Source organism: Mycobacterium sp. (assembly GCF_052143115.1).
In the GTDB taxonomy this organism is placed as follows: Bacteria; Actinomycetota; Actinomycetes; order Mycobacteriales; family Mycobacteriaceae; genus Mycobacterium.
In genome coordinates, this window is sequence record NZ_JBKQTQ010000047.1 from 1 (window position 1) to 20,494 (window position 20,494).

Annotated in this window: 24 protein-coding genes and 1 pseudogene; 12 read left to right on the forward strand and 13 right to left on the reverse strand. The window is 64.4% G+C overall.

Annotated features, from left to right (window positions below; translation table 11 throughout):
• From ACLQI9_RS04655 to ACLQI9_RS04665, 3 genes are all read right to left on the reverse strand, one after another.
• The coding region (locus ACLQI9_RS04655) for a hypothetical protein (protein WP_442378752.1) at positions 1-252 on the reverse strand (252 nt) is incomplete at its 3' end.
• A 102-nt stretch (positions 253-354) separates the two neighbouring features.
• Complete coding sequence (locus ACLQI9_RS04660) at positions 355-936, reverse strand: HNH endonuclease (RefSeq protein ID WP_442391186.1); 582 nt, start codon at positions 934-936, stop codon at positions 355-357.
• 590 nt (positions 937-1,526) lie between these two features.
• Entirely contained in the window at positions 1,527-1,670 is a 144-nt protein-coding gene (locus ACLQI9_RS04665) for a hypothetical protein (protein ID WP_442378750.1), read from the reverse strand.
• Positions 1,671-1,786: 116 nt separating this feature from the next.
• On the opposite strand from ACLQI9_RS04665, the gene ACLQI9_RS04670 reads away from it, so the two are divergent.
• Positions 1,787-1,912: a hypothetical protein gene (locus ACLQI9_RS04670; RefSeq protein ID WP_442378749.1), complete on the forward strand. Its 126-nt coding sequence runs from the start codon at positions 1,787-1,789 to the stop codon at positions 1,910-1,912.
• A gap of 392 nt (positions 1,913-2,304) precedes the next feature.
• Here the strand turns inward: ACLQI9_RS04670 and ACLQI9_RS04675 are convergent, their stop codons facing one another.
• The 3 genes and pseudogenes from ACLQI9_RS04675 to ACLQI9_RS04685 all read right to left on the reverse strand — a co-directional run.
• On the reverse strand, positions 2,305-2,652 hold the full coding sequence (locus tag ACLQI9_RS04675; RefSeq protein ID WP_442378748.1) for a hypothetical protein: 348 nt from the start codon (positions 2,650-2,652) through the stop codon (positions 2,305-2,307).
• Positions 2,653-2,654: 2 nt separating this feature from the next.
• Positions 2,655-3,044, reverse strand: a complete 390-nt coding sequence (locus tag ACLQI9_RS04680; protein ID WP_442378747.1) for a hypothetical protein — start codon at positions 3,042-3,044, stop codon at positions 2,655-2,657.
• A gap of 905 nt (positions 3,045-3,949) precedes the next feature.
• Positions 3,950-4,639: pseudogene (locus ACLQI9_RS04685) on the reverse strand (LLM class flavin-dependent oxidoreductase); the annotation flags it as partial.
• 172 nt (positions 4,640-4,811) lie between these two features.
• Here ACLQI9_RS04685 and ACLQI9_RS04690 point away from each other — a divergent pair.
• A complete protein-coding gene (locus tag ACLQI9_RS04690; protein WP_442378746.1) occupies positions 4,812-4,952 on the forward strand; it encodes a hypothetical protein in 141 nt (46 codons plus the stop codon).
• Between the two features lie 267 nt (positions 4,953-5,219).
• Positions 5,220-5,606: a DUF805 domain-containing protein gene (locus tag ACLQI9_RS04695; protein ID WP_442378745.1), complete on the forward strand. Its 387-nt coding sequence runs from the start codon at positions 5,220-5,222 to the stop codon at positions 5,604-5,606.
• 1,171 nt (positions 5,607-6,777) lie between these two features.
• Here ACLQI9_RS04695 and ACLQI9_RS04700 read toward each other — a convergent pair.
• Positions 6,778-7,236, reverse strand: a complete 459-nt coding sequence (locus ACLQI9_RS04700) for a hypothetical protein (RefSeq protein WP_442378744.1) — start codon at positions 7,234-7,236, stop codon at positions 6,778-6,780.
• A 136-nt stretch (positions 7,237-7,372) separates the two neighbouring features.
• Between ACLQI9_RS04700 and ACLQI9_RS04705 the strand changes: the two genes are divergently transcribed.
• A complete protein-coding gene (locus ACLQI9_RS04705; protein ID WP_442378743.1) occupies positions 7,373-7,744 on the forward strand; it encodes a DUF732 domain-containing protein in 372 nt (123 codons plus the stop codon).
• 445 nt (positions 7,745-8,189) lie between these two features.
• The gene (locus ACLQI9_RS04710; protein ID WP_442378742.1) at positions 8,190-8,909 is read left to right on the forward strand and encodes a hypothetical protein; all 720 of its coding nucleotides are present in this window, start codon (positions 8,190-8,192) and stop codon (positions 8,907-8,909) included.
• A gap of 23 nt (positions 8,910-8,932) precedes the next feature.
• On the opposite strand, the gene ACLQI9_RS04715 is transcribed toward ACLQI9_RS04710, so the two are convergent.
• The 4 genes from ACLQI9_RS04715 to ACLQI9_RS04730 all read right to left on the reverse strand — a co-directional run bounded on the left by ACLQI9_RS04715 (position 8,933) and on the right by ACLQI9_RS04730 (position 11,801).
• Positions 8,933-9,250: a DUF732 domain-containing protein gene (locus ACLQI9_RS04715; RefSeq protein WP_442378741.1), complete on the reverse strand. Its 318-nt coding sequence runs from the start codon at positions 9,248-9,250 to the stop codon at positions 8,933-8,935.
• A gap of 222 nt (positions 9,251-9,472) precedes the next feature.
• Positions 9,473-10,639, reverse strand: coding sequence for an alpha-hydroxy-acid oxidizing protein (locus ACLQI9_RS04720; RefSeq protein ID WP_442378740.1), 1,167 nt, complete (start codon positions 10,637-10,639; stop codon positions 9,473-9,475).
• A gap of 143 nt (positions 10,640-10,782) precedes the next feature.
• Complete coding sequence (locus tag ACLQI9_RS04725; RefSeq protein ID WP_442378739.1) at positions 10,783-11,304, reverse strand: hypothetical protein; 522 nt, start codon at positions 11,302-11,304, stop codon at positions 10,783-10,785.
• Positions 11,305-11,408: 104 nt separating this feature from the next.
• A complete protein-coding gene (locus ACLQI9_RS04730; protein WP_442378738.1) occupies positions 11,409-11,801 on the reverse strand; it encodes a DUF732 domain-containing protein in 393 nt (130 codons plus the stop codon).
• Positions 11,802-11,897: 96 nt separating this feature from the next.
• On the opposite strand from ACLQI9_RS04730, the gene ACLQI9_RS04735 reads away from it, so the two are divergent.
• The 4 genes from ACLQI9_RS04735 to ACLQI9_RS04750 all read left to right on the forward strand — a co-directional run bounded on the left by ACLQI9_RS04735 (position 11,898) and on the right by ACLQI9_RS04750 (position 14,293).
• Positions 11,898-12,383, forward strand: coding sequence for a polyketide cyclase (locus tag ACLQI9_RS04735; RefSeq protein ID WP_442378737.1), 486 nt, complete (start codon positions 11,898-11,900; stop codon positions 12,381-12,383).
• 63 nt (positions 12,384-12,446) lie between these two features.
• The gene (locus ACLQI9_RS04740; RefSeq protein ID WP_442378736.1) at positions 12,447-13,190 is read left to right on the forward strand and encodes a Clp protease N-terminal domain-containing protein; all 744 of its coding nucleotides are present in this window, start codon (positions 12,447-12,449) and stop codon (positions 13,188-13,190) included.
• Positions 13,191-13,244: 54 nt separating this feature from the next.
• The gene (locus ACLQI9_RS04745; RefSeq protein ID WP_442378735.1) at positions 13,245-13,739 is read left to right on the forward strand and encodes a hypothetical protein; all 495 of its coding nucleotides are present in this window, start codon (positions 13,245-13,247) and stop codon (positions 13,737-13,739) included.
• Positions 13,740-13,753: 14 nt separating this feature from the next.
• Positions 13,754-14,293: a GNAT family N-acetyltransferase gene (locus ACLQI9_RS04750; RefSeq protein ID WP_442378734.1), complete on the forward strand. Its 540-nt coding sequence runs from the start codon at positions 13,754-13,756 to the stop codon at positions 14,291-14,293.
• Positions 14,294-14,904: 611 nt separating this feature from the next.
• Here ACLQI9_RS04750 and zapE read toward each other — a convergent pair.
• Positions 14,905-15,957 carry a cell division protein ZapE gene (gene zapE, locus ACLQI9_RS04755; RefSeq protein WP_442378733.1) on the reverse strand — a complete coding sequence of 351 codons (1,053 nt, stop codon included), beginning with the start codon at positions 15,955-15,957 and terminating at the stop codon, positions 14,905-14,907.
• Between the two features lie 142 nt (positions 15,958-16,099).
• Positions 16,100-16,729, reverse strand: a complete 630-nt coding sequence (locus tag ACLQI9_RS04760; protein ID WP_442378732.1) for an RNA-guided endonuclease InsQ/TnpB family protein — start codon at positions 16,727-16,729, stop codon at positions 16,100-16,102.
• A gap of 132 nt (positions 16,730-16,861) precedes the next feature.
• Between ACLQI9_RS04760 and ACLQI9_RS04765 the strand changes: the two genes are divergently transcribed.
• From ACLQI9_RS04765 to aftC, 3 genes are all read left to right on the forward strand, one after another.
• A complete protein-coding gene (locus tag ACLQI9_RS04765; protein ID WP_442391190.1) occupies positions 16,862-17,644 on the forward strand; it encodes a pyrimidine reductase family protein in 783 nt (260 codons plus the stop codon).
• Positions 17,645-17,725: 81 nt separating this feature from the next.
• Entirely contained in the window at positions 17,726-19,294 is a 1,569-nt protein-coding gene (locus ACLQI9_RS04770) for an alpha/beta hydrolase (RefSeq protein ID WP_442391192.1), read from the forward strand.
• A gap of 18 nt (positions 19,295-19,312) precedes the next feature.
• On the forward strand, positions 19,313-20,494 hold a 1,182-nt coding region (gene aftC / locus ACLQI9_RS04775; protein WP_442391188.1), incomplete at its 3' end, for an arabinofuranan 3-O-arabinosyltransferase.

Here is a 20,494-nt window from a genome sequence, read left to right on the forward strand (position 1 = left end):
CCACCCCCGCGCAAGTTCATGATTGCAACTGCGGCTATGACAACGTCCCAGGTACTCAGGAATATCAGCAGTGCCTGCATGGAAATGCGGCTGCGCCCGGACCGGCCAGCTCACCGCCACCCGCGCCTCCCGCGCCACCCGCGCCACCCACCTAATCCCTACCGCGCTTGGCTCGCCACCGGTGCGGCGAACCGCGAGGGCGCGTCCCAGATCGCGGGCCTCATCCAGGTCCAGCCATTCGGTTGGTTCCATCCCTCTGATGCGGACGTACCGATCCACGCCGCCGACCCCATCGTCGGCTGTGAACGTGGTTAACACATTCCTGCCAGCGGCTATGGGACACGGCGGCCAACGTCAGGCGGGCTCGACCTCGTCATCCGGCCACACGTCGCCCCCGTCGCTCCCGGCGGTGCGAGAACCGGGTGCGCCTCGCCGGATGTTGCACTCCCAGCAAGCGAGGGCAACGTTGTCCCAGATATGCAGGCCACCGCGAGAGATTGGGACGATATGTTCAATCGTTGCTCGTCGCGGCTCGTATTCGCCATATTTCTTGGTGTCGAACGACATCTCTGCACCGCAGTGATAGCACTTTGAACCGTCACGCTCACGGAGCGCCTTATAGCTGATTCCCCTGTCGGCCCGGTCGGCACCCTTCAGCCGGGCGCGACGACGATGCGTAGCTTCGATAGCTAGCTGGAGACGAGCATCGCGATTGCGCCGGTAACGCTCCATGTCGCGTTCGCGGATGGTGGCATTGTTCGCAGCGAATCGGACGCGCTGGCGGTCGCGCTGTCTCACTTGGTTGTCGGCATACCAGGTCTTCATACGCGCGGACATGCACGTCTTGCATATCGACCTGTAGCCGCCGTGGCCGGTGGGGTCGCGGTAGAACCTGTCTAGAGGCGGCTCTTTTTCGCATCGCGTGCAGGTCTTCATCCCATCAGCGGACACGACCGACACACGAACCTTTGGACCCGGTCCACCACCGAGCGGGTCACGGTGTTTCTTCCACCGCTGGTAGTGCTTGCTACACCAACCGTGGCCGACGAAGTTGCCCTTGCCTACTGGCGTATTGCATCCCTCCACTGCGCAAAAGACCGGGATTACTGGCTTGCCCAGCGGGTCACCGTATTTCTTCCACCGCTGATAGTGCTTGTTGCACCAACCACGGCCGACGACAGGACCATTGCAACCATCGACAGTGCATGCGGTCGCGGCGTTCGGTGGGAGTCCCTCGACGACCAGCTGTCCTTTGCGCCATTGCTGGTAGTGCCTGTTGCAGCAGCCACGGCGACGGGCCGAGATGCCACATCCCTCGACCAGGCAGGGGCCCTTGGGCGGCTCGGCGTAGGTCAGCCGGTATTCCCGCCAGCATGACTTGCAGTATGAGGCAACGCCGTTGGCGCGGTTCTTGCTCTGGACGAACTGCGATAGCGGCTTCTCGACACAGCATCGGGGACAGCGTTTCAAAAGTGCGCGCTCTTTCTTTTAGGGCCGGCCCAGGGCTCCGACCCGTCCATCGCCCATTATTTCATGAACACCAGCGCCGGAACCGCAGTTGACGGCGCATCGACGGCCAGCTCGGCGGCGGCCACCAGCCCGGCGGCCAGCTCGGCGGCGTCGGCCAGCTCGGGCGCTACCAGCTCGGCGCGAATCTGCCACGGGCGCAACGTGTTTCCGCGTCGAGGGCCGCGACGCGACCGCGACCAGCAAACCCGCGCGGATGGACGACGAAACCCTTGGGGCTGCTAGCAGTCGGCGAGCTAGTCCGCTGCACTAATGGCCGATGGATGATTCGGCCATCGGCGGTGCCAGCCGAAACCGCCGTACCGCTCAAAGAAACCGGGCACCCACCACCGACGTCGACGTTGACGCCAAAGACTTCGCCGACCCCGCAGAATGGTTCTACTGACTCGTCTCGATTTGACTCGTCTCGATTCGAAAATAGAGATAGTGGGTTTCCCGAGGTTGTACGATGACCGTTGCGGTAACCAGCTCCCACCCTTTGGCGGCCCATGCGTAGAGGGTCGGGTCAACATCCTCGCCGTCAACCGAAGCGCATCTGTATTGGTATGCCATGAACCCCGACAGTAGTCGTGCAAGTGTTGTCCCCATCGTGGATTGGCAGCAATGACCGCAGCGGCATCATAAGGCTGGTGGCCAGTCGCCGCACACGCCGACCAGTCCATCGCAGTGCCCGCGCGGCGAAGGCGATAGTCTGCGCTGCGCGACGTTCGGAGGTGTGCGAATGAAAGACCCTCTGACCTGCGGCGATAAGCTGCCGGCCACGCCCCGGCCAGCTAACTAGTCGTGAATCGGTCGAACCGTGTCATCTGCGCTGACAACAACGCGCCTCACGGTCGGGTCGGAATACCACGACACGCCCGCCAGCTCGGGCCAATCGCGCGCCGAGGGCCGCCCGGTTTCGATGTCTTCGCCCGCGTCGATACGGTCGACCATGCGCCGGGCCTGGCGTATAACGGGGCTGGTCGCGTTGGCCTGGCGGCGCTGCTCCGAGGTCAAGTCAGGCGTGAAGTCTGGCAGTGCGCGCGGGTCACCGCGCAACACTTCGCGTTCATACCAGGCGCGTATCTCGTCGCGGATACCAGGCAGATAGACGCCGCCGTGTTTCGGCTTCAATAGCTTTGCCACGTCTAGCCTTTCGCAATCGCGCCGCGAAGGTTGCCGTGGGCGCTACGCGCCGCCCAACTAGCCTGGCCCGCTCTGACCTTATTCGGGTTCTTCGTGACCTTCTCCGGTTCCATTTGAATCGGCGCTACGCATCGCGTCAGAACCAATGTGGTCGAACGTATCTCGGCCAGCAACGGACTAGGCCGCGTCACACCGCCGCGGTCAACGTAAGTCAGGCCAGACTTTTCGACGGCGGCCTCTAGCTGCTCTATTTTGTCGGCGGCGGCGCGGGCCTTCTCAAGTAAGGCCGACTCGCGCGCATCCGGTGCCAGGTGATGCTCGGCCATATCGGCGAGGATGCCGGTCACGAGCGCATCGCCCGCTGTGGGGGCCTTCGTGTTTCGTTTCGTCATGGTGCGGTGCCCTCTCAAAAGTGTTGGTGGCCGCCGTGCTCGGGGTAAACACGGCAGCCAATGTCCAGGGTACGCAACACGCCTGACGGGGCGGCGCGTGAAAACGGCGGCCACGGCGGCCAATCGGCGGCGCGGGCCGCGCTTGGGCCGAATGGTCTGGTCGAACACGGCTCCAAATCAGCAGTCCTGGCCGGTGCGCCGCCTATCGGGGGGAGGGCCTCCCCCGGCGGGGGTCTCGGCGGTGCTCGCGGCGACAGCAGCCGACTCGTTGGCGCTTGCGCGGCGCGGGCCGGGCGGCGGTTGTTACGCCATAGACATATGGGCCTCGGCCTGCGTGGAGCTGGCGCCGAGCTGGCGCTGGCCGCCGCGTCGAGCTGGCATTGCTTGGGCCTCGGCGCTGGCGCGCTGTGTGTCGCTACCGCCGGGCGCTACTCACGATGACGGGGCCGCGTAGAACACTCGCCGCTATTCCTGGCGCTGGTGAGAGGCATCCGGCCCGGCCCACGGCAGAGGGGAATGTACGCGAACCGGATGCCCTCGAAAACTGTTGTGTGAGGCCCCGACTCGGTCAATCAACCCAGGAGAACCGAGCCGGGGCCAAGTGGCCTTAGCTCGGAAGCGGGACGGACAGTACCCGCTGGACCCACCGAGCTAGGGCTTGGCGCTGCTGCGAGAATCACTCCGCGCTGCGCCTGACGCGCTGACGGCCCCCTGATTTAGGACCGAGGTCAAACCCTGAAATCGTCAGCGCGCCAAGTCATTTAGATATCTGGGTCGAAACCGAGAGCCGGGGCGTCGACTAGGGGTTGCGTCGGCGGGCTGCCAGTCGCAAAGCCATTCCGTAGCTTCGCAGCTTCGACCCGCGCGACCTCAGTCAATCGCTCGGCCTTCTCGAGCCGCTGACGCGCTGCGGGAATGATGGACATCGGGTCGCGCCCGGCGTCGGAGGCGGCTGCCCGAACGACTTCCAGCCGTTGCGCGTAGTCCTGTGGCCGGTGCGGGAAGCCGGGAAAATAGCCATCGCCATAGCGGCCCGCGGCGCGCAGCATGCGCGGGCCGTGGGCTCCGATCCAGATCTCGGGCCACTTACCGCGATAGGGCGGCAGATCAAATAGCGCGTTTCGCAGCGGGAAATACCGTGAGTCACGGTTGACGAGTTGGCCTCCCGAACCCCACAGCGCGCGGATGGTAGCCATCGCCTCCTCAAACCGCGCAACCGGTTTGGACCAATCAACCCCGTAGGGCTCATTGCCTTCGCGTTCGCCCGCGCCGATGCCCAGGATCGCCCGACCGCGGGTGAGTAGGTGCAGCGTCGCCGCGGCCTGCGCGGTAACGGCCGGGTTGCGTCGACCGGTGTCGGTCACACTCACACCGAGACGCATGCGACCCACTCGATTGCGCGCGGCGAGGTGCCCGAGCATGGTCCACGGCTCCATATACGCATCGAGGATTGGCATAAGCTTGGTTGCACCGCAATACTTCTGCTTCCACAATGAACGCGGGAACAATCCGTTGAGGTGGTCAACAACCCAAAACGAGTCGACGCGGTTGGCGAGCGCATTCAGGTAATCGGCCCGTGTCAAACTTTCGGCCATCGGGCGGGAGGCGACAGTGATGTTCGTTATGCCCACACGAAATCCGGTCATGAGAGAACAAGGGGAATCAAGAATCCAGCGCGGAGAGCCTTACTCATCGATCGAAGCTAGCAGCCCGCCGACCTGAAAATGGTCATCTACTAACGCCGCCGCGCGGATCTACGCTCCGCGCGTGCGCGACCTAGACACCATCGATTCCGAGCTGCGGCTCATCACCACCGTGCGCCGTTCCATCCGCCAGCATGGTGGCGAGCCGTCGAGTCGCCAGGTCGACGGATTGCTCGACGAACGCAATCAGCTGATCGGAAGCTGACTGCTCAGCCAGCGTCCAGGGGACCGCGTGGATGACGAAATAGCAGAATTCACCCAGGCATGACCATCAGCGCCCGGCCGCCATCCGCAGCACGGCGGTCCGCCAGCGCCACGGCAAAGAGCTCAACTACAGCGTCTGGCGATGTGGCATGGACAACGAGCGGCCCACCCCTCGGGGAGACTAGGGCACCCTGCGACGCCAGGTGCTTCCAGCGGAAGCCGTGGTACCGTTTCGCTTTCACGGCTGGTTTTGAAGCGGGGAGATAAGATGGGCTTCGGGCAAGCGATTTCGGCCGGGTTCTCCAAGTACGTGAATTTCCGCGATCGGGCCTGCCGGTCCGAATACTGGTATTGGACTCTCTTCACCATCATCGCCGGCGCCGTGGCGGGCATCATCGACTTGACGCTGAACACACAGTTCGTTAGCGGACTTTTCGCTCTCGTCACCTTCATTCCCAGCGTCGCCGTCGGCGTTCGGCGCCTGCATGATCTTGACCGCACGGGCTGGTGGATTCTGATCGGCCTTATCCCGCTGATCGGCTCCATCATTCTCTTGATCTGGTACATCACCGAAGGTACCGGTCCGAACCGGTTCGGACCGGATCCCTTGGCCGCGAATCCATTCCCGAATCAGCAATTCGGTGCTCCGGCTTAGGGCGGGGCGTTCTGCTGCGTGACGACGGCTTACTCACTGCGCGTCCTCGCGCAACTTGAGTCCCGCGCGGTGCTCGTTGGGCACCAGCCCGTCACGGTGGTCCACCAAAGCGTCACGGGTGGCTGGTGGCAGACCATTCCACCAGCTGTCGAGCCGCGCCCGACCCTCCCACGGCAGTCGCGTACTGCGGGTGCTGTTCCCAACGGCCGGTCGTCTGGATTGCTCGCCCTGTACGTCTTAACGACAAGGCTCGGCATCCGAGTGATGATGTCCGGCGGCAAGTCGCCGCTCGGATTAGCCAACAACGCGGTCTGGACCGCCCGCGGCCGACCAGCCAGCCATGACAACGCATCTTCAGGCATAGGCGTCTAACACGATGTGCTGGTGTCCGTGCTACTTGCGTTTACTGATGATGCCGATGATGACCGGCAAGACGAACGTAGGCCCAGTTGATGGCCCAGCCGTGACCGATCGCGATAAGCACTAGGCCGAGGATGAAAACGATATGACCCAGAAGTGGACGGCCCTCGCCTAGCCGTTTCCCCCACACCGAGCCAGCAGCGCCAGCCGGACCTATCAGGAACCGCCAAAAGGGGTGTCGCCTGAGCAAGCTCAACGAGCTGGAGTCGTCCGCCATTTCTGTTGCCGCTCCTCTTACATGGCCCGTTGTTCAGTTTAGATTGCACAACCAAAACAATCATCGGGCCGATGGTAACCGGCACGTACGACAGCGTGTGGCCCGCGAATGGAGTTGCTGCCCGCGCCCCGAGGGTCTGCCGGGTGAGCATCGTGGCTAACCGATGCTGCTGCGCCGCGTCGTAGTCCATGCTCAACTCCGTTCGCTGTTCACGATCGGCCGCCGCGCCGGTGCTCGTTATTCCACCGGCGGGCGGCCGACGTCCCAGCTGCGGGCGTCAGCCGCGGGCCGAAAGGTAAGCCCACGCCCGCAGCACCAGGTCTCTACTGGTGTCCGCATCCGTTTCTGTTAGTTCGGCACCGGTCCGTCCGCGAATGGGCCGGTGCCGCCAACCCGCCCATCGCCGAGGAAAGCTCGCGGCAGAACCCGGCGACGGGCGGGAGGTCTCAAGTGACTGTCCGGGACAGTTCACATCACAATCTCTTCGAACTCTTCGGCGTCCTCGCCGGCCTCTCTCGATGGCGCCCGGAACTACTAAGCAGCCGCGTGTGCGGCTAGCACCGCATCGATGAAAGCCTCGATCTCCGCGAGCTTGCCGAGATCCGCGGTGCCCGGTGCCGCGCTCAGGAACGGGTTTCCGTCGACCTTCAGGACGCGGCCCGACCTGCCCACGTCTTGAAGGGGCTCATCGCATTCGATCTTTACTTCGACGTCGATGTGGCCGATATGGTCTAAGCGAAGCACCCAGCCCTTGACCTCGGCATCGGAATCGTTAACCCCGGTGCAGGTCAACTGACCGAGAACTCGACCGCTCACCCAGAACGCGGTGCGGACGGTCGAGCTGTGCTTGATGCCGAGTGTTGCCTCTGCGCTGTTGGTGAGGCGGCGCAGTTGCAGCACGTAAGCCGCTGGCATTGTCTCGCCGGGCGCGCTGTTTCCGAAGAGGCTGCGGCGGAATTCCTTTAGGGCTGGTGTTTCTTCGATGTCCGTCATGGATTCAAGGCTATGGCCGGCACGTCCTAGATATCTCCACCGCCTTTTGAGCCGAAATAGAAGCCGGTCGTGGTCCGACCACGGAGACCACGCCGACGACCGCGACAAGGGCGCCGACGTGCGCGATGATGGTTCGATGAGACGTCCCCTGGCGATGCTAGGCGTGGCCGCCGCACTGGGCATGGCCCAGCCTGCGCATGCCGACCCGGGCAGCTCTGATCCGAACCTTGATGCGAGCTTTCTCGATGCGCTCACCAAGGCGGGCATCACCGTCATAAGCCGGTCAGGCGCCGTCAAGGACGGTAAGGCGGCATGCGGGATGATGGAGCAAGGGCAGCCAGAACTTGACGTCATCCAGCACGTGACAAGGCAGAATCCGGGCTTGAACATGACCAGGGCCGCTCAGTTCACCGCGATCGCGGCGAGCGCTTACTGTCCGCAATTTTTGCAACGCGCCAGCAACACCGGCAGGGGCGAGCAACCCCCACCAGTGTCTCCCGCCGTATAGACGGCCGTCGACGGACCTGTTCCGTCGTCATGGGTTCCGGCGACTGCACTGCCACTCGCGACGCCGGACCGTACCCGCCCGCGGCCGGCGAAATTGTCGTGCGGAGTGATCGAGAAGTCCACATCGGGCTTGTCGGACGTCGCGTCACCAATCTGCTTGCCGATCCCGTCATTGTGCCGAATTCCCAGTCGTTCCTCCGAAAGAATGGCGGTACGGCGTGCCGCTGGTAAAGCAGACGGTCGCCGAGGTGCTCGCGCATCCCGCCGAGGTCACTAACCAAGGAAGAGAGCAAATGTCGGACACTCACAGACAACGTCGCCGAACGCGTCGCCGGCACGACCGTAGCTTTTCAGGTGAGCTGCCGATAATACTGCTGTGCTGGCAGGGAACCGGCTCAGACATGTGGAACACCACGCCGCCCCAACCCGCATCGGTAGCATCCGTTGTGGCGAAAGCCCTTCCGAACATCTTCTATTTCCAGCCGATCGGAAATTGGCCAGCCCAACTCTATCCCATGGGGCCGAGCGTCGACGAGGGTTACAACGAAGGTGTCCGTCTCGCAACGAAGGTCTACCCGAATAACCCGCTGTTCCCGTTCGGCTACAGCCAAGGGGCGATCTGCGCCAGTCACTTTCTGCGCAACTTCATCATCCCGAACAACCTGCAGAACCGGGTCGCAGGTGGCATCACGTTCGGAAACCCCTGCAGGTCACCGGGAATCGCGAATGGGAACGCATGGGCCGGCTGGCCTATGCCGGGCAAGATCGACGGCTTTGTGACCGGCGGCATTTCAGGGCCGGACTGCCTCACCGCGGCGCAAACCCCGAGCTGGTGGCTGGACTTCGTCAACACCACTACCAGCGACCATGGCGCAACAGATTTATACGCCAACTGTCCCGTGGGGACTAATCCGTGGACCGCAGAAGCGCCACCAGGGAAAGTGGGCACGTCCATCTACAATGTTGTCCAACAGGCCACCGTGCTGGACGTGGTCGCCGTTGCCGCGGACCTGGCGGTACCGATTGGCACTGTGGAGGAAATCGTCAACGGCTTTGAATTCCTTGGCGCCCAGGGCAACGCCGACCACTACACCTACCCAATACAGCCCGCTATCGACTACCTGACCAACGTCATCGCGCCCCAGCACCGAGAACTGGACCTCTAGCGCGTGCCGGCACTCTTGGGCTTTTATGCGCCTGCCCTGTGCGCTTGCGCCATCGCGTTGGCGGTCTGATCCGGGCACTGCTGGCGAATGGTGGTCCCGGTCAGGACGCCGGCATTTGTTGCGCTGTAGCCGCGGGCCTCAAGGGACGCTTCGATGGAGGCGAGGCTCGTCCCATTCCGCAGTGCCGCGCACACGTCCAAACGGGAATCGACGGAAGCCGCCTGCCCGGGCGCGGCGAACGTGAACGCGGCAGTCAACGCACCCGCTGCGGCGAAGAGAGAAATCATGGTCTTTGCGTGGTAGCGCGCATCGTGGTGTCCGCTGATAGTGGTCTGCCGCATTTCAGCCTCGCTAGCTCTCGAGGTCGCCGTCCGATTTAGTGGCCGTCACCGCCTACCAACACATGAGCGATAGAAAGGCTGCCCGATCCGGGCTGATCGTGACCCATTTCACGATGGCGGAAAGTCGCACGGCGAAATAATTCGGCTCGGCTTGCGACCTGCCGACGCCGGGCACCGGGCGCGGCACAGCAGGCTAAGGCGCCGGGCTCGGCGCGCGCCCGATCAAATCCGTTGTGCGCCGGCGGCCCGGAGGTCGGCAATGCTGGGGAAGCCGTCGACGGCCATGAGGAGGTCCAGTTCTGCTAGTACTGAACGCAATTGGGACACCAGACCGTCAACTCCACCGATAGCCAGGGCGTAGAGGTAGGTGCGGCCGATGCCCACCGCGGTTGCGCCCAACGCCAACGCCTTGGCGACATCCGAACCACTGCGCACCCCTGAATCGAACAGCACCGGCATGCCATCAGCCGCTTTCACCACCGCCGGCAGAGCTTCGAGAGCCGGAAGTCCACCATTGGCCTGGCGGCCCCCGTGATTCGAGCAGTAGATGCCGTCGATACCGTGATCGCGAGCCTTACGCACATCGTCGGGGTGCAGGATGCCCTTCAGCAGTATCGGCAACTTCGTCGATTCGCGCAGCCAGCCCAAATCCTCCCACCGCACGGGATGACCAAAGACCTTCGCCCACTCCAGGGCGGCCGCCCCGGGATCTTCCTCCGGCATCTTGGATAACCGCGCCCGAAAGACCTCATCAGTGAAGTAGTTCTGCAGGCAATAGCCGCGCAATTGGGGGAAATTCGCCATGTTCAGATCGTGCGGTCGCCAGCCAGTGATCCAGGTGTCCAAGGTAACCGCGACGGCCTTATAGCCGGACTGCTCGGCGCGGCGCAAGAAGCTACGCGCCAGCTCCTTATCGTTGGCGGTGTAGAGCTGAAAGAGGTTCGGGGTCGCACCGGAGTGCGGGCGGACATCTTCCATCCGGTCCTGCGTCAACGTCGACGCCACCATCGGAACTCCAGTTATCGCAGACGCTTTAGCCGCCGCGATGTCGCCATGCAGGTCCTGCGAGCACACGCCGACGACACCCACCGGCGGCATAAACAGCGGAGTAGGCAGCTGCATGTCAAACAGCGACACCGACAGGTCTCGTTCAGTCGGAGCCACCAGCATGCGCGGCACGATCGCATACCGTCCGAAGGCATCGACATTGGCCTGCTGGGTGCGCCCGTCACCCGCACCGTACCCAACGTAGGAATAGATCCACGAGGGCAACACCTCGACCGCCGCAGCCTCCAGCGACTCATGATCGACCGGAAACCGCGGAAGCTTCCCGTGCAGCCCGTCCAGATAGATCTCCATCTGGTAATCGCCGTAATGCTCGCTTGGCATGAATGCGCTCCCTTAACTGCTCAGCATTCGCCCGGACAAGGTCAATAGTCGAAGGGGTGCGTACGCCTGTCGATGTCACCTCAAACAACGATGGTCATGCGTTGGTGTCACGATCAACAACGACGCCCGCGGAAAACCGGACACTAGGAGGCAGGCGTCCCAGGCAGCCCCTTGAGCTCCGGCGAATACCTGCATACGGCGCGCAGTCCTTGCCCGTCCACCTTGTCCCAGTCGATCTCCGCCGCCGCCCGACGATCACACGTAAGCATGTAGTAAACGCCCGTCGAACTCGTACCACCCACCGATGTCATCGGGCCGCTGACGACGATCGTGCCCGACTGAAACTCAGGGTCCGCGAACAGTGTCTTCCATATCTGGCGGGTGGGCTCGATCATCTCAACGTCATCCAAGCCGCTCGTGCCCCCTAACGGCTCGCCGATGGTGTAGGCAATCTGACAGCTCTTCGCGTTGTCGCAGTGCACGCTGATAGGACCATCCAGCTGCCTCGCCTCTTTGTCGGCGGCGATCACTTGCTCGACCACCTTGGCGACCGCATCATTGGTGACCGTGAATACGGCGGGGGCCGTATAGCTGGGGGTGCATCCGACGAGCGTGCCAAGAGCGAAGGCAATAGAGACGATAACTGGCCGTCTCGCGCGGATCATGGATGGAGATTACAAGCGCCTCGCCGCCGACACTGGTGATACGAGAACCGCAACTTCCTGGTCGACATCCTGCCGTCGCTGTAAGTGGTTGTGCGGCAACGCCGCTACTCGCGCCGTCCGCCCGATATGCCCACTCGGTTCGGTGGGGGCTCGGTAGTGGCCCCGCCGTTGTCGCTGGCGCGTTGCAGGAATTGCGGGCAGTAGGCGCTGGCCGCGATCGCGGTGAACTTCGCGGCGCTGGTGGTGCTGATTCCGGGGTTCTGCTCGGTCACGTGCTGGATGACGTCGAGTTCCGGCTGCCCCTGTCCCATCAGCCCGCATGCGGTCTTGCCGGCGTTGACAGCGCCGGGTCCGTTGTTAAAGGTGATGCCGGCCTTGGTGAGCGCGTCCAGGAAGCTCGCGTCAACACCCGGATCAGGGCTGCCCGGGTCGGCGTGCGCCGGCACGCCCACACCCAGTGCGGCAGCGATGCTGAACAGCATCAGGACGCGTCTCATCGCTCCATCATCGCTCACGTCGGCGCGGCTGTGGTATCTGCCCCGCGGACCCGAGAAACGCCACATAGCGGCAGTCATCCTGCCAAGATCAGAACCGTGGCCGAGAAAATCGAAGTCCAACGTAAAATCGCCGCTCCCCCAACCGACATCTTCGCCGTGCTCTGCGATCCGCAGGGTCATGTCGCCATCGACTCATCCGGAATGTTGCAGGACGCCGAGGGCGGCGCCGTCGCCGCCGCGGGCGACAGCTTCGTCGTTCATATGGACCGTGACTCGCTCAACGACTTTCCGGAACTGGGCAAGTACGACGTCACCGTCAGTATTCGCGACTTCGAACCCGACCGGCTGATCTCGTGGACGGTTCTGGGGCAGATCCGGCCTCAGATCGGCCACGTGTACGGCTACCGCCTCGAACCCGATGAGCATGGTGAGGGCACGCTCGTCACATCGTTCTACGATTGGTCCCAGATTGACGACCAGTGGCGCGAGGCCGGAATTTTTCCGGTGATTTCCGAACTCGCACTGCGGGCCACGCTGGGCATCTTGGATCGGACCGTGCGCCGCGGCTACTCGAAGGGCTGAGCTCTCCGGACCAGCGTCAACCCATAGTTGACGAGTAGCCGCCGTCAACCTAACGTTGACGATGTGACAGACTCCGCTCCTGGGCCGACAGCAATCATCCATCCCATCCGACTCGACGAGCTGATCAATGCGATCAAACAGGTGCACACCGACGTGCTGGACCAGCTCACCGACGCCGTCTTGGCCGCCGAACACCTCGGCGAGGTCGCCGACCACCTGATCGGACACTTCGTCGATCAGGCCCGCCGATCGGGAGCCTCCTGGACCGACATCGGCAAGAGCATGGGCGTCACCAAGCAAGCCGCGCAGAAGCGGTTCGTGTTGCGGGCCGAGGCCACTTCACTCGACCCCAATCAAGGATTCGACCGCTTCACCCCGCGGGCCCGCAACGTCGTCGTCGCCGCGCAAAACGCCGCGCACGAGGCTCACAACGGCGAGATCACTCCCGACCACCTATTGCTGGGTCTGCTGAGCGATCCGGACGCGCTGGCTACCAAACTGCTGACCGCGCAGCAGGTCGACCCCGAATCTGTTCGTGCAGCAATCACGCTGCCATCGGGCGTCGACAACCCGCCGCAGCTGATCCCATTCAGCGGTCTGGCCCGCAAAGTGCTCGAGCTGACCTTCCGCGAGGCACTTCGCTTGGGCCACAACTACATCGGCACCGAGCATCTGCTGCTCGCGCTGCTCGAACTGGAAGACGGCAGCGGTCCCCTGCACCGGGCGGGCATCGACAAGGACCGCGTCGAGACCAATCTGACTGCCGTGCTGGAATCTCTGGTGGCCGGTAAGAAACAGGCGACCTAGCCGTCGCGGTGTGCCATCATGCGAGAGTCATAGAGGCCGGCCCAGAGGAGAAAGATGCGCCGCTGCTTGGTTGCCTTGGTCACCGTCATCGCCGCCACCCTGGTCGGGCTACCGCGCGCATCGGCCGGCGACGTTCCGATCGGCCACCTCGGTGACACGTTGCGAGTCGACACGGGAAAATACATCGCCGACGCCACGGTCAGCAGCGTCCAACCGGTCGACCCGCCGCCGGGGTTCGGCTACAACCGCGTGGGCATCCCGGTCAAGAGCTTCCCGAACAGCGCGGTGATGCGTGCGGACGTGGCGATCCACGCGATCAGGGTGCCGACCCCGTACCAGATGCTCACTGACTTCACCTTCGACGGAGTCACCCCAATCGGCGACGCCTACAAGTCGCGCCCGTCCGACGCACCCGACGCGCTGGCCAACGTACCGACGGGCTCGATCGTCCGCGGCGGCGTGTACTGGGAGGCATACCGCGATCCGGTCTCCACCGTCGTGCTGCTGGACAAGAAGACGGGCTATCACTTGGCGCAGTGGAACCTATAGCCGCGGAACCGCTTTTGGCGGTGCGCATCGCCACGGCAGATTCCGTCGACATCGCCGAGTTGGCTACGGTCGCCGCACGCACCTTTCCGCTGGCGTGTCCCCCATCGGTTACGCACGCGAACGTCGCGGCGTTCGTTGATGCCAACCTGTCCGCCGTACGCTTCGCCGAGTATCTGTCCGATCCGCAGCGGTTGATCCTCACCGCCAGTCAGGACAGCCGAATTGTCGGTTACGCCATGTTGATTCGCGGCGTCGCCGACGATCCCGACGTGCAGCGAGCCGTGCGGGCTCGACCGGCCGTGGAGCTCTCGAAGATGTACGTGCTGCCGGACAATCACGGCTCGGGCGTATCGACGGCACTGATGGACGCCGCGCTCGCGGCCGCCGCCGACTGGGGCGCCGGCGGCGTATGGCTGGGCGTCAATCAGAAAAACATTCGCGCACAACGTTTTTACAAGAAATGCGGCTTTACCGTCAACGGCACCAGGACATTTCAATTGGGCACCCATGATGAGAACGACTACGTCATGGTGCGGCCGTTTGGCGCGGGCTAATCAGCTGAGCGCACAGCGTCCTGGCGGCAACTCTGATGTCTATACACAGTTAGCCTAAGTAATAAGGAGGCATGAAGGGTTTTCGCGTTCTGCAGCAGCAACCGCGGTAATGGTCGCGGGTTTGGCATGGGTCGGCTTGGTAGCGGCCAACGAGGCTCAGGCTCAGCCTGGGCCGTTCCCACGGTGGTGCCCGGGCGATTCTTGGGATCCGGCATGGGGTGCGAATTCGGACTGGAATCGCTGCCACGACAACCCGGTTTTGCCACTGCCTGCACCCGGCATACCGGGACATCATCTTGGTCACCATGGCGGGCCGGGGAGCCCTGGCAACCCCGCCGGCCCTGTCCTCCCCGGTGGACCTGGTGGACCCGGCGGTGGTGACCACCCTGGTGGACCTGGTGGACCAGGCGGCGGTCCCGGCGGACCCGGCGGACCGGGTGGACCAGGCGGAGGCGGACCCGGTGGGCCCGGCGGCGCACCCGGCGGGGGCGGATTTGGCGGCGGCGGTATCGGCGGGGGCGGATTTGGCGGCGGCGGCGTCGGCGGCGGCGGTGGCGGATTTGGCGGCGGCGGCGGTGGCGGCGGAGGCGGCGGCCGGTGACGCAACTTGCCTAGGCGTTGACAGCCGCAGTCAGCGCCAGCAGCCTCGACGTGGCCCGCAGGTACTTCTTCCGGAAGCCACCTTCCAGCATCTCGTCGCTGAAGATGCGGTCCAGCTTCTCGCCCGACGCCAGCACCGGGATGCCGGCGTCGTAGAGCCGGTCGGTCAGCGCCACCACCCGCAGTGCCGCGTTCTGGTCTTCGATGGCGTGCACGCCGGTCAGGAACAGCGCCGTCACGCCTTCGATCAACGTCAGATAGCGCGACGGATGCATGGTGGCCAGATGGGCGCAGAGTGCGTCGAAGTCGTCGAGGGTCGCGCCCGCAACCGTCGCGGCGCGGGCGGCGACTTGCTCGTCAGTTGGCGGCTGGGGTGCAGGCGGCAAGTCGCGGTGCCGGTAGTCAGGCCCCTCAATCCGGACGACGGCGAAAATTGCTGCCAGCGTGTTGATTTCACGCAGGAAGTCCTGCGCTGCGAAACGCCCCTCCCCTAGCTGCTCGGGCAGCGTGTTGGACGTGGCGGCCATCGACACACCGCGCTCGACAAGTTGGGAGAGCAGCCGTGATACCAGCGTGGTATTTCCGGGTTCGTCCAGCTCGAACTCGTCGATACACAACAGCGTGTAATGCCCTAGCAGGTCAATGCATTCGGCGAAGCCGAACACCCCGGCGAGCTGGGTCAGTTCCATGAACGTCGCGAACGCCTTCGGGTGGGCCGCATCGTCGGGCAGCTGACGGTAGGCAGCGGCCAGCAGGTGCGTCTTGCCGACACCGAAACCACCGTCGAGGTACAGCCCGATGCCCGGCACAACCTCGCGCCTGCCGAAGAGCTTCTTGCGGCCGGCGCGGCGCTCGACGGCCTGCCGGCAGAACTGTTGGCACGCCGCCACGGCGGCGGACTGCGTCGGCTCGGCGGGGTCAGGGTGATAGCTCCCGAAGCTCGCCTCGGCAAAGGTCGGGGGCGGCGTCAGCTGGGCGATCAGCCGCTCGGGCGACACAGTGGGCCGCCGATCGACCAGATGAGCGACCCCGCCGGTGGCATCCGCGGGGGTGGGGCCGTTCATGCTGGCACCCTACCGACGTGCTGAATTGACGTCCTCCGGACGGATGAACCCGCCGGATTCCAACCCTAGTCTTGGGTTGGTGCAGTAATCCCTCGCGGTTTCCTGCTGGTTCCTGCTTCGAGGATTTCCCGTAGCCCGCAGGCTACGGGTCGTCTCCACAGGCTGACACCGCCAACCACCCGGCGGCCAGAATGTTTCTCGCAGCGTTGACATCCGCGTGTTCGGCTGGCCGTAAGCAGTGAATGCACCGGAAAACCGCTTGACTCTCACGGGATTTCGGGTCCACATGCCGACACGCCGAGCAGCGTATTGAGGTAAACGCTGGCGGAACCTTCACTACCCGCGTCCCGCTGTAACGGGCCGCAGACTTCAACGCCAACTCGAAGCGAAACCACCCCTTCGCCAGTATGGCGCGGTTCAACCCCGATTTGGCTGACCCGCCGTTGGCTAAGTATTGGCCCGGCCTGGCTGGGTCCGCAACAGGCGCTGCGCGACGCGTCATGGTGCGCACCGCCAGCTTCTCCAGGACCACCAGAGCGTTGTTGTGCGCCAACTCTCGTGTGGTCTTGACGCAGAAGTCTTGGCGGCGGCGCCGCTCACGAGCCCGCAAATTGGCAAGGGCTACCCGGGTCTTATTACGGTTGGCCGAACCCTTGTTGGCGCGGGAAAGTTTGCGTTGCAACCGCAATACGCGCCGCCGCTCGGCGGGCGTGGTGAACACCTGATCGAGCAGGTCGCCGGGCTCGGCTCGAAACCGCCTACCGGCCTTCATGCGCTGCAACCTAACAGTTAGCACCGACATTCACGGCTACGCGGCACGGGGAGCGTCCACAGGCACAACTTGCCGCGCTAACCCCAGTACTAAAGTCCGGGGTCTGCGCGCTACGGTCTCCTGATCATGCGCATGCCTGACCTTGCTGCCGAACAAGCCGGCGGGATGCAGCTGAGACTGCTGGGCTCGGTCCGTGAACTCGACGGCGGCGAACTGCCCGAGCTCTACGGTTACCCCGCGGACCTGAACAGGATTTGGCTTCGCGCGAACTTCATCACCAGCCTCGACGGCGGCGCCACCGTCGGCGGCGTGAGCGGCCGCCTCGGCGGGCCCGGCGATCGTGCGGTGTTCAACCTTCTGCGCGAGCTCGCGGACGTGATTCTGGTCGGCGCGGGCACGGTGCGGGCCGAGGGCTACTCGGGCGCACGCCCGAGCGTCGCTCAGCGCCAACGTCGCCAGGCCTGCGGGCAAAGCGAAGTGCCGCGGCTGGCGATCGTTACCAGATCCGGTCGGGTGGACCGGGATATGCCGGTGTTCACCCGCACCGAGGTGCCACCGCTGGTGTTGACCTGCGGGACGGCGACCAACCAGACGCGCCGCGGGCTCGCCGGCCTCGCAGACGTGGTCGACTGCTCGGTCGACGACCCGGCTCGTGTCGACGAAGCCGCGGTGCTGGCGACACTGGCCGACCGCGGCTTGTACCGGGTATTGACCGAAGGCGGCCCGATGTTGTTCGGCTCGTTCGTCGAGAGCGACATGCTCGACGAACTGTGTCTGACGATCGCGCCGAGCCTGGTGGGCGGCCAGGGCGGCCGCATCGCCGCCGGTCCGGGGCAGGTGCTGACCGGGATGCGCCCTGCGCACATCCTCACCGACGACGACGGCTACCTGTACACCCGCTATGTCAAGGCCTGACGACGATGCGGGCCGGGAATCGGCCTGAGAAGGAGTCAGGCAATCGAACCTAAGCCTGAGTATCGGGCTGGAATGGCTACTGTGGTCGGCATGAGCCGGCACGCCGCAATCGCCACTTCGTTGATCGTGGTGACTGGGTTGCTGGCCGGCTGCGCGCCGGGATTGGCCGCCAACCCGCGCTTTGGCACCAATTCGGGCGCGCGGCCGCAGGGAAAGGCCACTACGACGAAGCCGCCCAATGGTCCGCCGCCGATCGCCGCGCCCAAGAACGACTTGTCGTGGCGTGACTGCACGTCCAAGGAGTTCGGGGATGCCGCCGTCCCCGCCGCACCCGGCGTCAAGCTGGATTGCGCAAGTTATGACGCCGATCTCGACCCCGCTAACGGCGCAGCCGGGACGCTGAGCATCGGTGTGGTGCGCGCACGCTCGGCCCAGACTCCGGCCGACGCCGGCCCACTGGTCTTCACCACCGGCTCGGACCTGCCGTCGTCGCTGCAACTGCCGGTATGGCTGGCGCGCGCCGGCGCTGATGTGCTGCGCAGCCACCCCATCGTCGCCGTCGACCGCCGCGGTATGGGCATGTCGACCCCGGTGGACTGCCTCGATCAGTTCGACCGCCAGGAGATACGCGACCAGTCGCAGTTCGAGTCCGGCAACGACCCGGTCGCCAACCTCGCGGACATCGTGCAGAACGCCACCACCAGCTGCACCGATACCATCGCGCCCGGCGACTCCGCCTACGACGACGCCCACGCCGCCACCGATATCGAACGGCTGCGCAGCACCTGGGACGTGTCCGCATTGGCGCTGATCGGTATCGGCAACGGCGCCCAGGTGGCGCTGTCATACGCGAGTTCGCATCCCGACCGGGTGGCCAGGCTGGTCCTCGACTCCCCGGTCGCGTTGGGCGTGGGCGCCGAAGCCGCCGCCGAGCAGCGCGTCGAAGGCCAGCAGGCGGCGCTGGATGCATTTGCCGCACAGTGCGCCGCGGTGAATTGCCCGTTGGGTCCCGATCCCAAGGCCGCGGTCAGTTCGCTGCTGGATGACGCCCGGACCGGCCACGGCCCCGCGGGTGCCTCGGTAGCCACCCTCGCCAGCGCCATCACCACCGCGCTGGGCTTCCCCACCGGTGACCGCATCGGCACTACCAACGACTTGGCTACCGCACTGGCAAACGCCCGCTCCGGCGACACGAACTTGCTGACGAGCCTGATCAACCGGGCAGAGGGAGCCACCGGTACCGACGGGCAGTTCGTCAATTCGTGCAGTGACGCGCTCAATCGCCCCACACCCGACCGGGTACGCGAACTCGTGGTTGCCTGGGCCAAGCTCTACCCCCAGTTCGGCACGGTCGGTGCGCTGAATCTGGTCAAATGCGTCGCGTGGCCAAGCGCCTCGACGCCGCAACCACCGAAGGTGCTCAAGCTCAACGTGCTTCTGATGGGCGTGCAGAACGACCCGATCGTCGGATCAGAAGGCGTCTCTGCCACCGCCGCCCTGATCATCAACGCCACGGCCGCTAGTAAGCGGGTGATGTGGGAGGGCATCGGCCACGGCGCCAGCATCTATTCGTCGTGCACGGTCCCGCCGCTGATTGGCTACCTCGACAGCGGAAAGTTGCCTTCCACCGACACCTACTGTCCCGCCTGACCCCTCGGCCGTTCGCCCGTGTACGGTGCGCTCGTGACGGCAGTTGACTCCCCTCGTGGCAGCCTGCGCGACTGGGCGCAGGCCACCTTTGGTCCCCGCGCCGCACCACCTGGCACCGCCACCGTGCTGCGCTCGGTTCTCTGGCCATTGGCAATCATGGCGGTCATTCACCGCACCATCGTGTTGCCCGCCAACGGCAACATCACCGACGACTTCAAGCCGGTCTACCGCGCACTGTCGAACTTCAGGCACGGCTTGGAGTTCTACAACGAGCATTTCGACTACGTCGACCCGCACTACCTGTATCCGCCGGGCGGCACGCTGATCATGGCGCCCTTCGGTTATCTGCCGTTCGCTGAGTCGCGCTACTTGTTCGTCGCGATCAACAGCGCCGCGATTGTCCTCGCGGCGTACGTGCTGCTGCGGATGTTCAACTTCACCCTGACTTCGGTGGCGGCCCCGGCGTTGCTGCTGGCGATGTTCTGCACCGAATCCGTCACCAGCACATTGGTTTTCACCAACATCAACGGTGTCATCCTGCTGCTCGAGGTGCTCTTTCTCCGGTGGCTGCTGGACGGCTCCAAATCCGGCAATGTCACACATCAGTGGTGGGCCGGCATCGCGATCGGTCTGGCGACGGTGGTCAAACCGGTGCTGTTGCCGCTGCTTCTGCTGCCGTTGCTCAACCGTCAGTGGCGTGCAGTACTGGCTGCCCTGGTGGTCCCGGTGGCATTCAATCTGGCCGCGCTGCCCCTGGTCGTGCATCCGATGGACTTCTTCACCCGCACGCTGCCTTACACGCTGGGCGTTCGCGACTACTTCAACAGCTCGATCGAAGGCAACGGCGTCTACTTCGGACTGCCGTTCTGGTTGATCCTGTTTCTGCGGATCCTGTTCACACTGCTGGCCATCGGCAGCTTGTGGCTGCTGTACCGCTACTACCGGACCCGTGACCCGCTGTTCTGGTTCACCACATCGTCGGGCGTGCTGTTGCTGTGGTCGTGGCTGGTGCTGTCACTGGCCCAGGGCTACTACTCGATGATGCTGGTCCCCTTCCTGATGACGGTAGTACTGCCCAATTCGGTGATCCGTAACTGGCCGGCGTGGCTGGGCGTCTACGGCTTCCTCACGATGGACAAATGGCTTCTGCTCCACTGGATGTACATCGGGCGACCGCTGGATTACCTGAAGATCACCTAC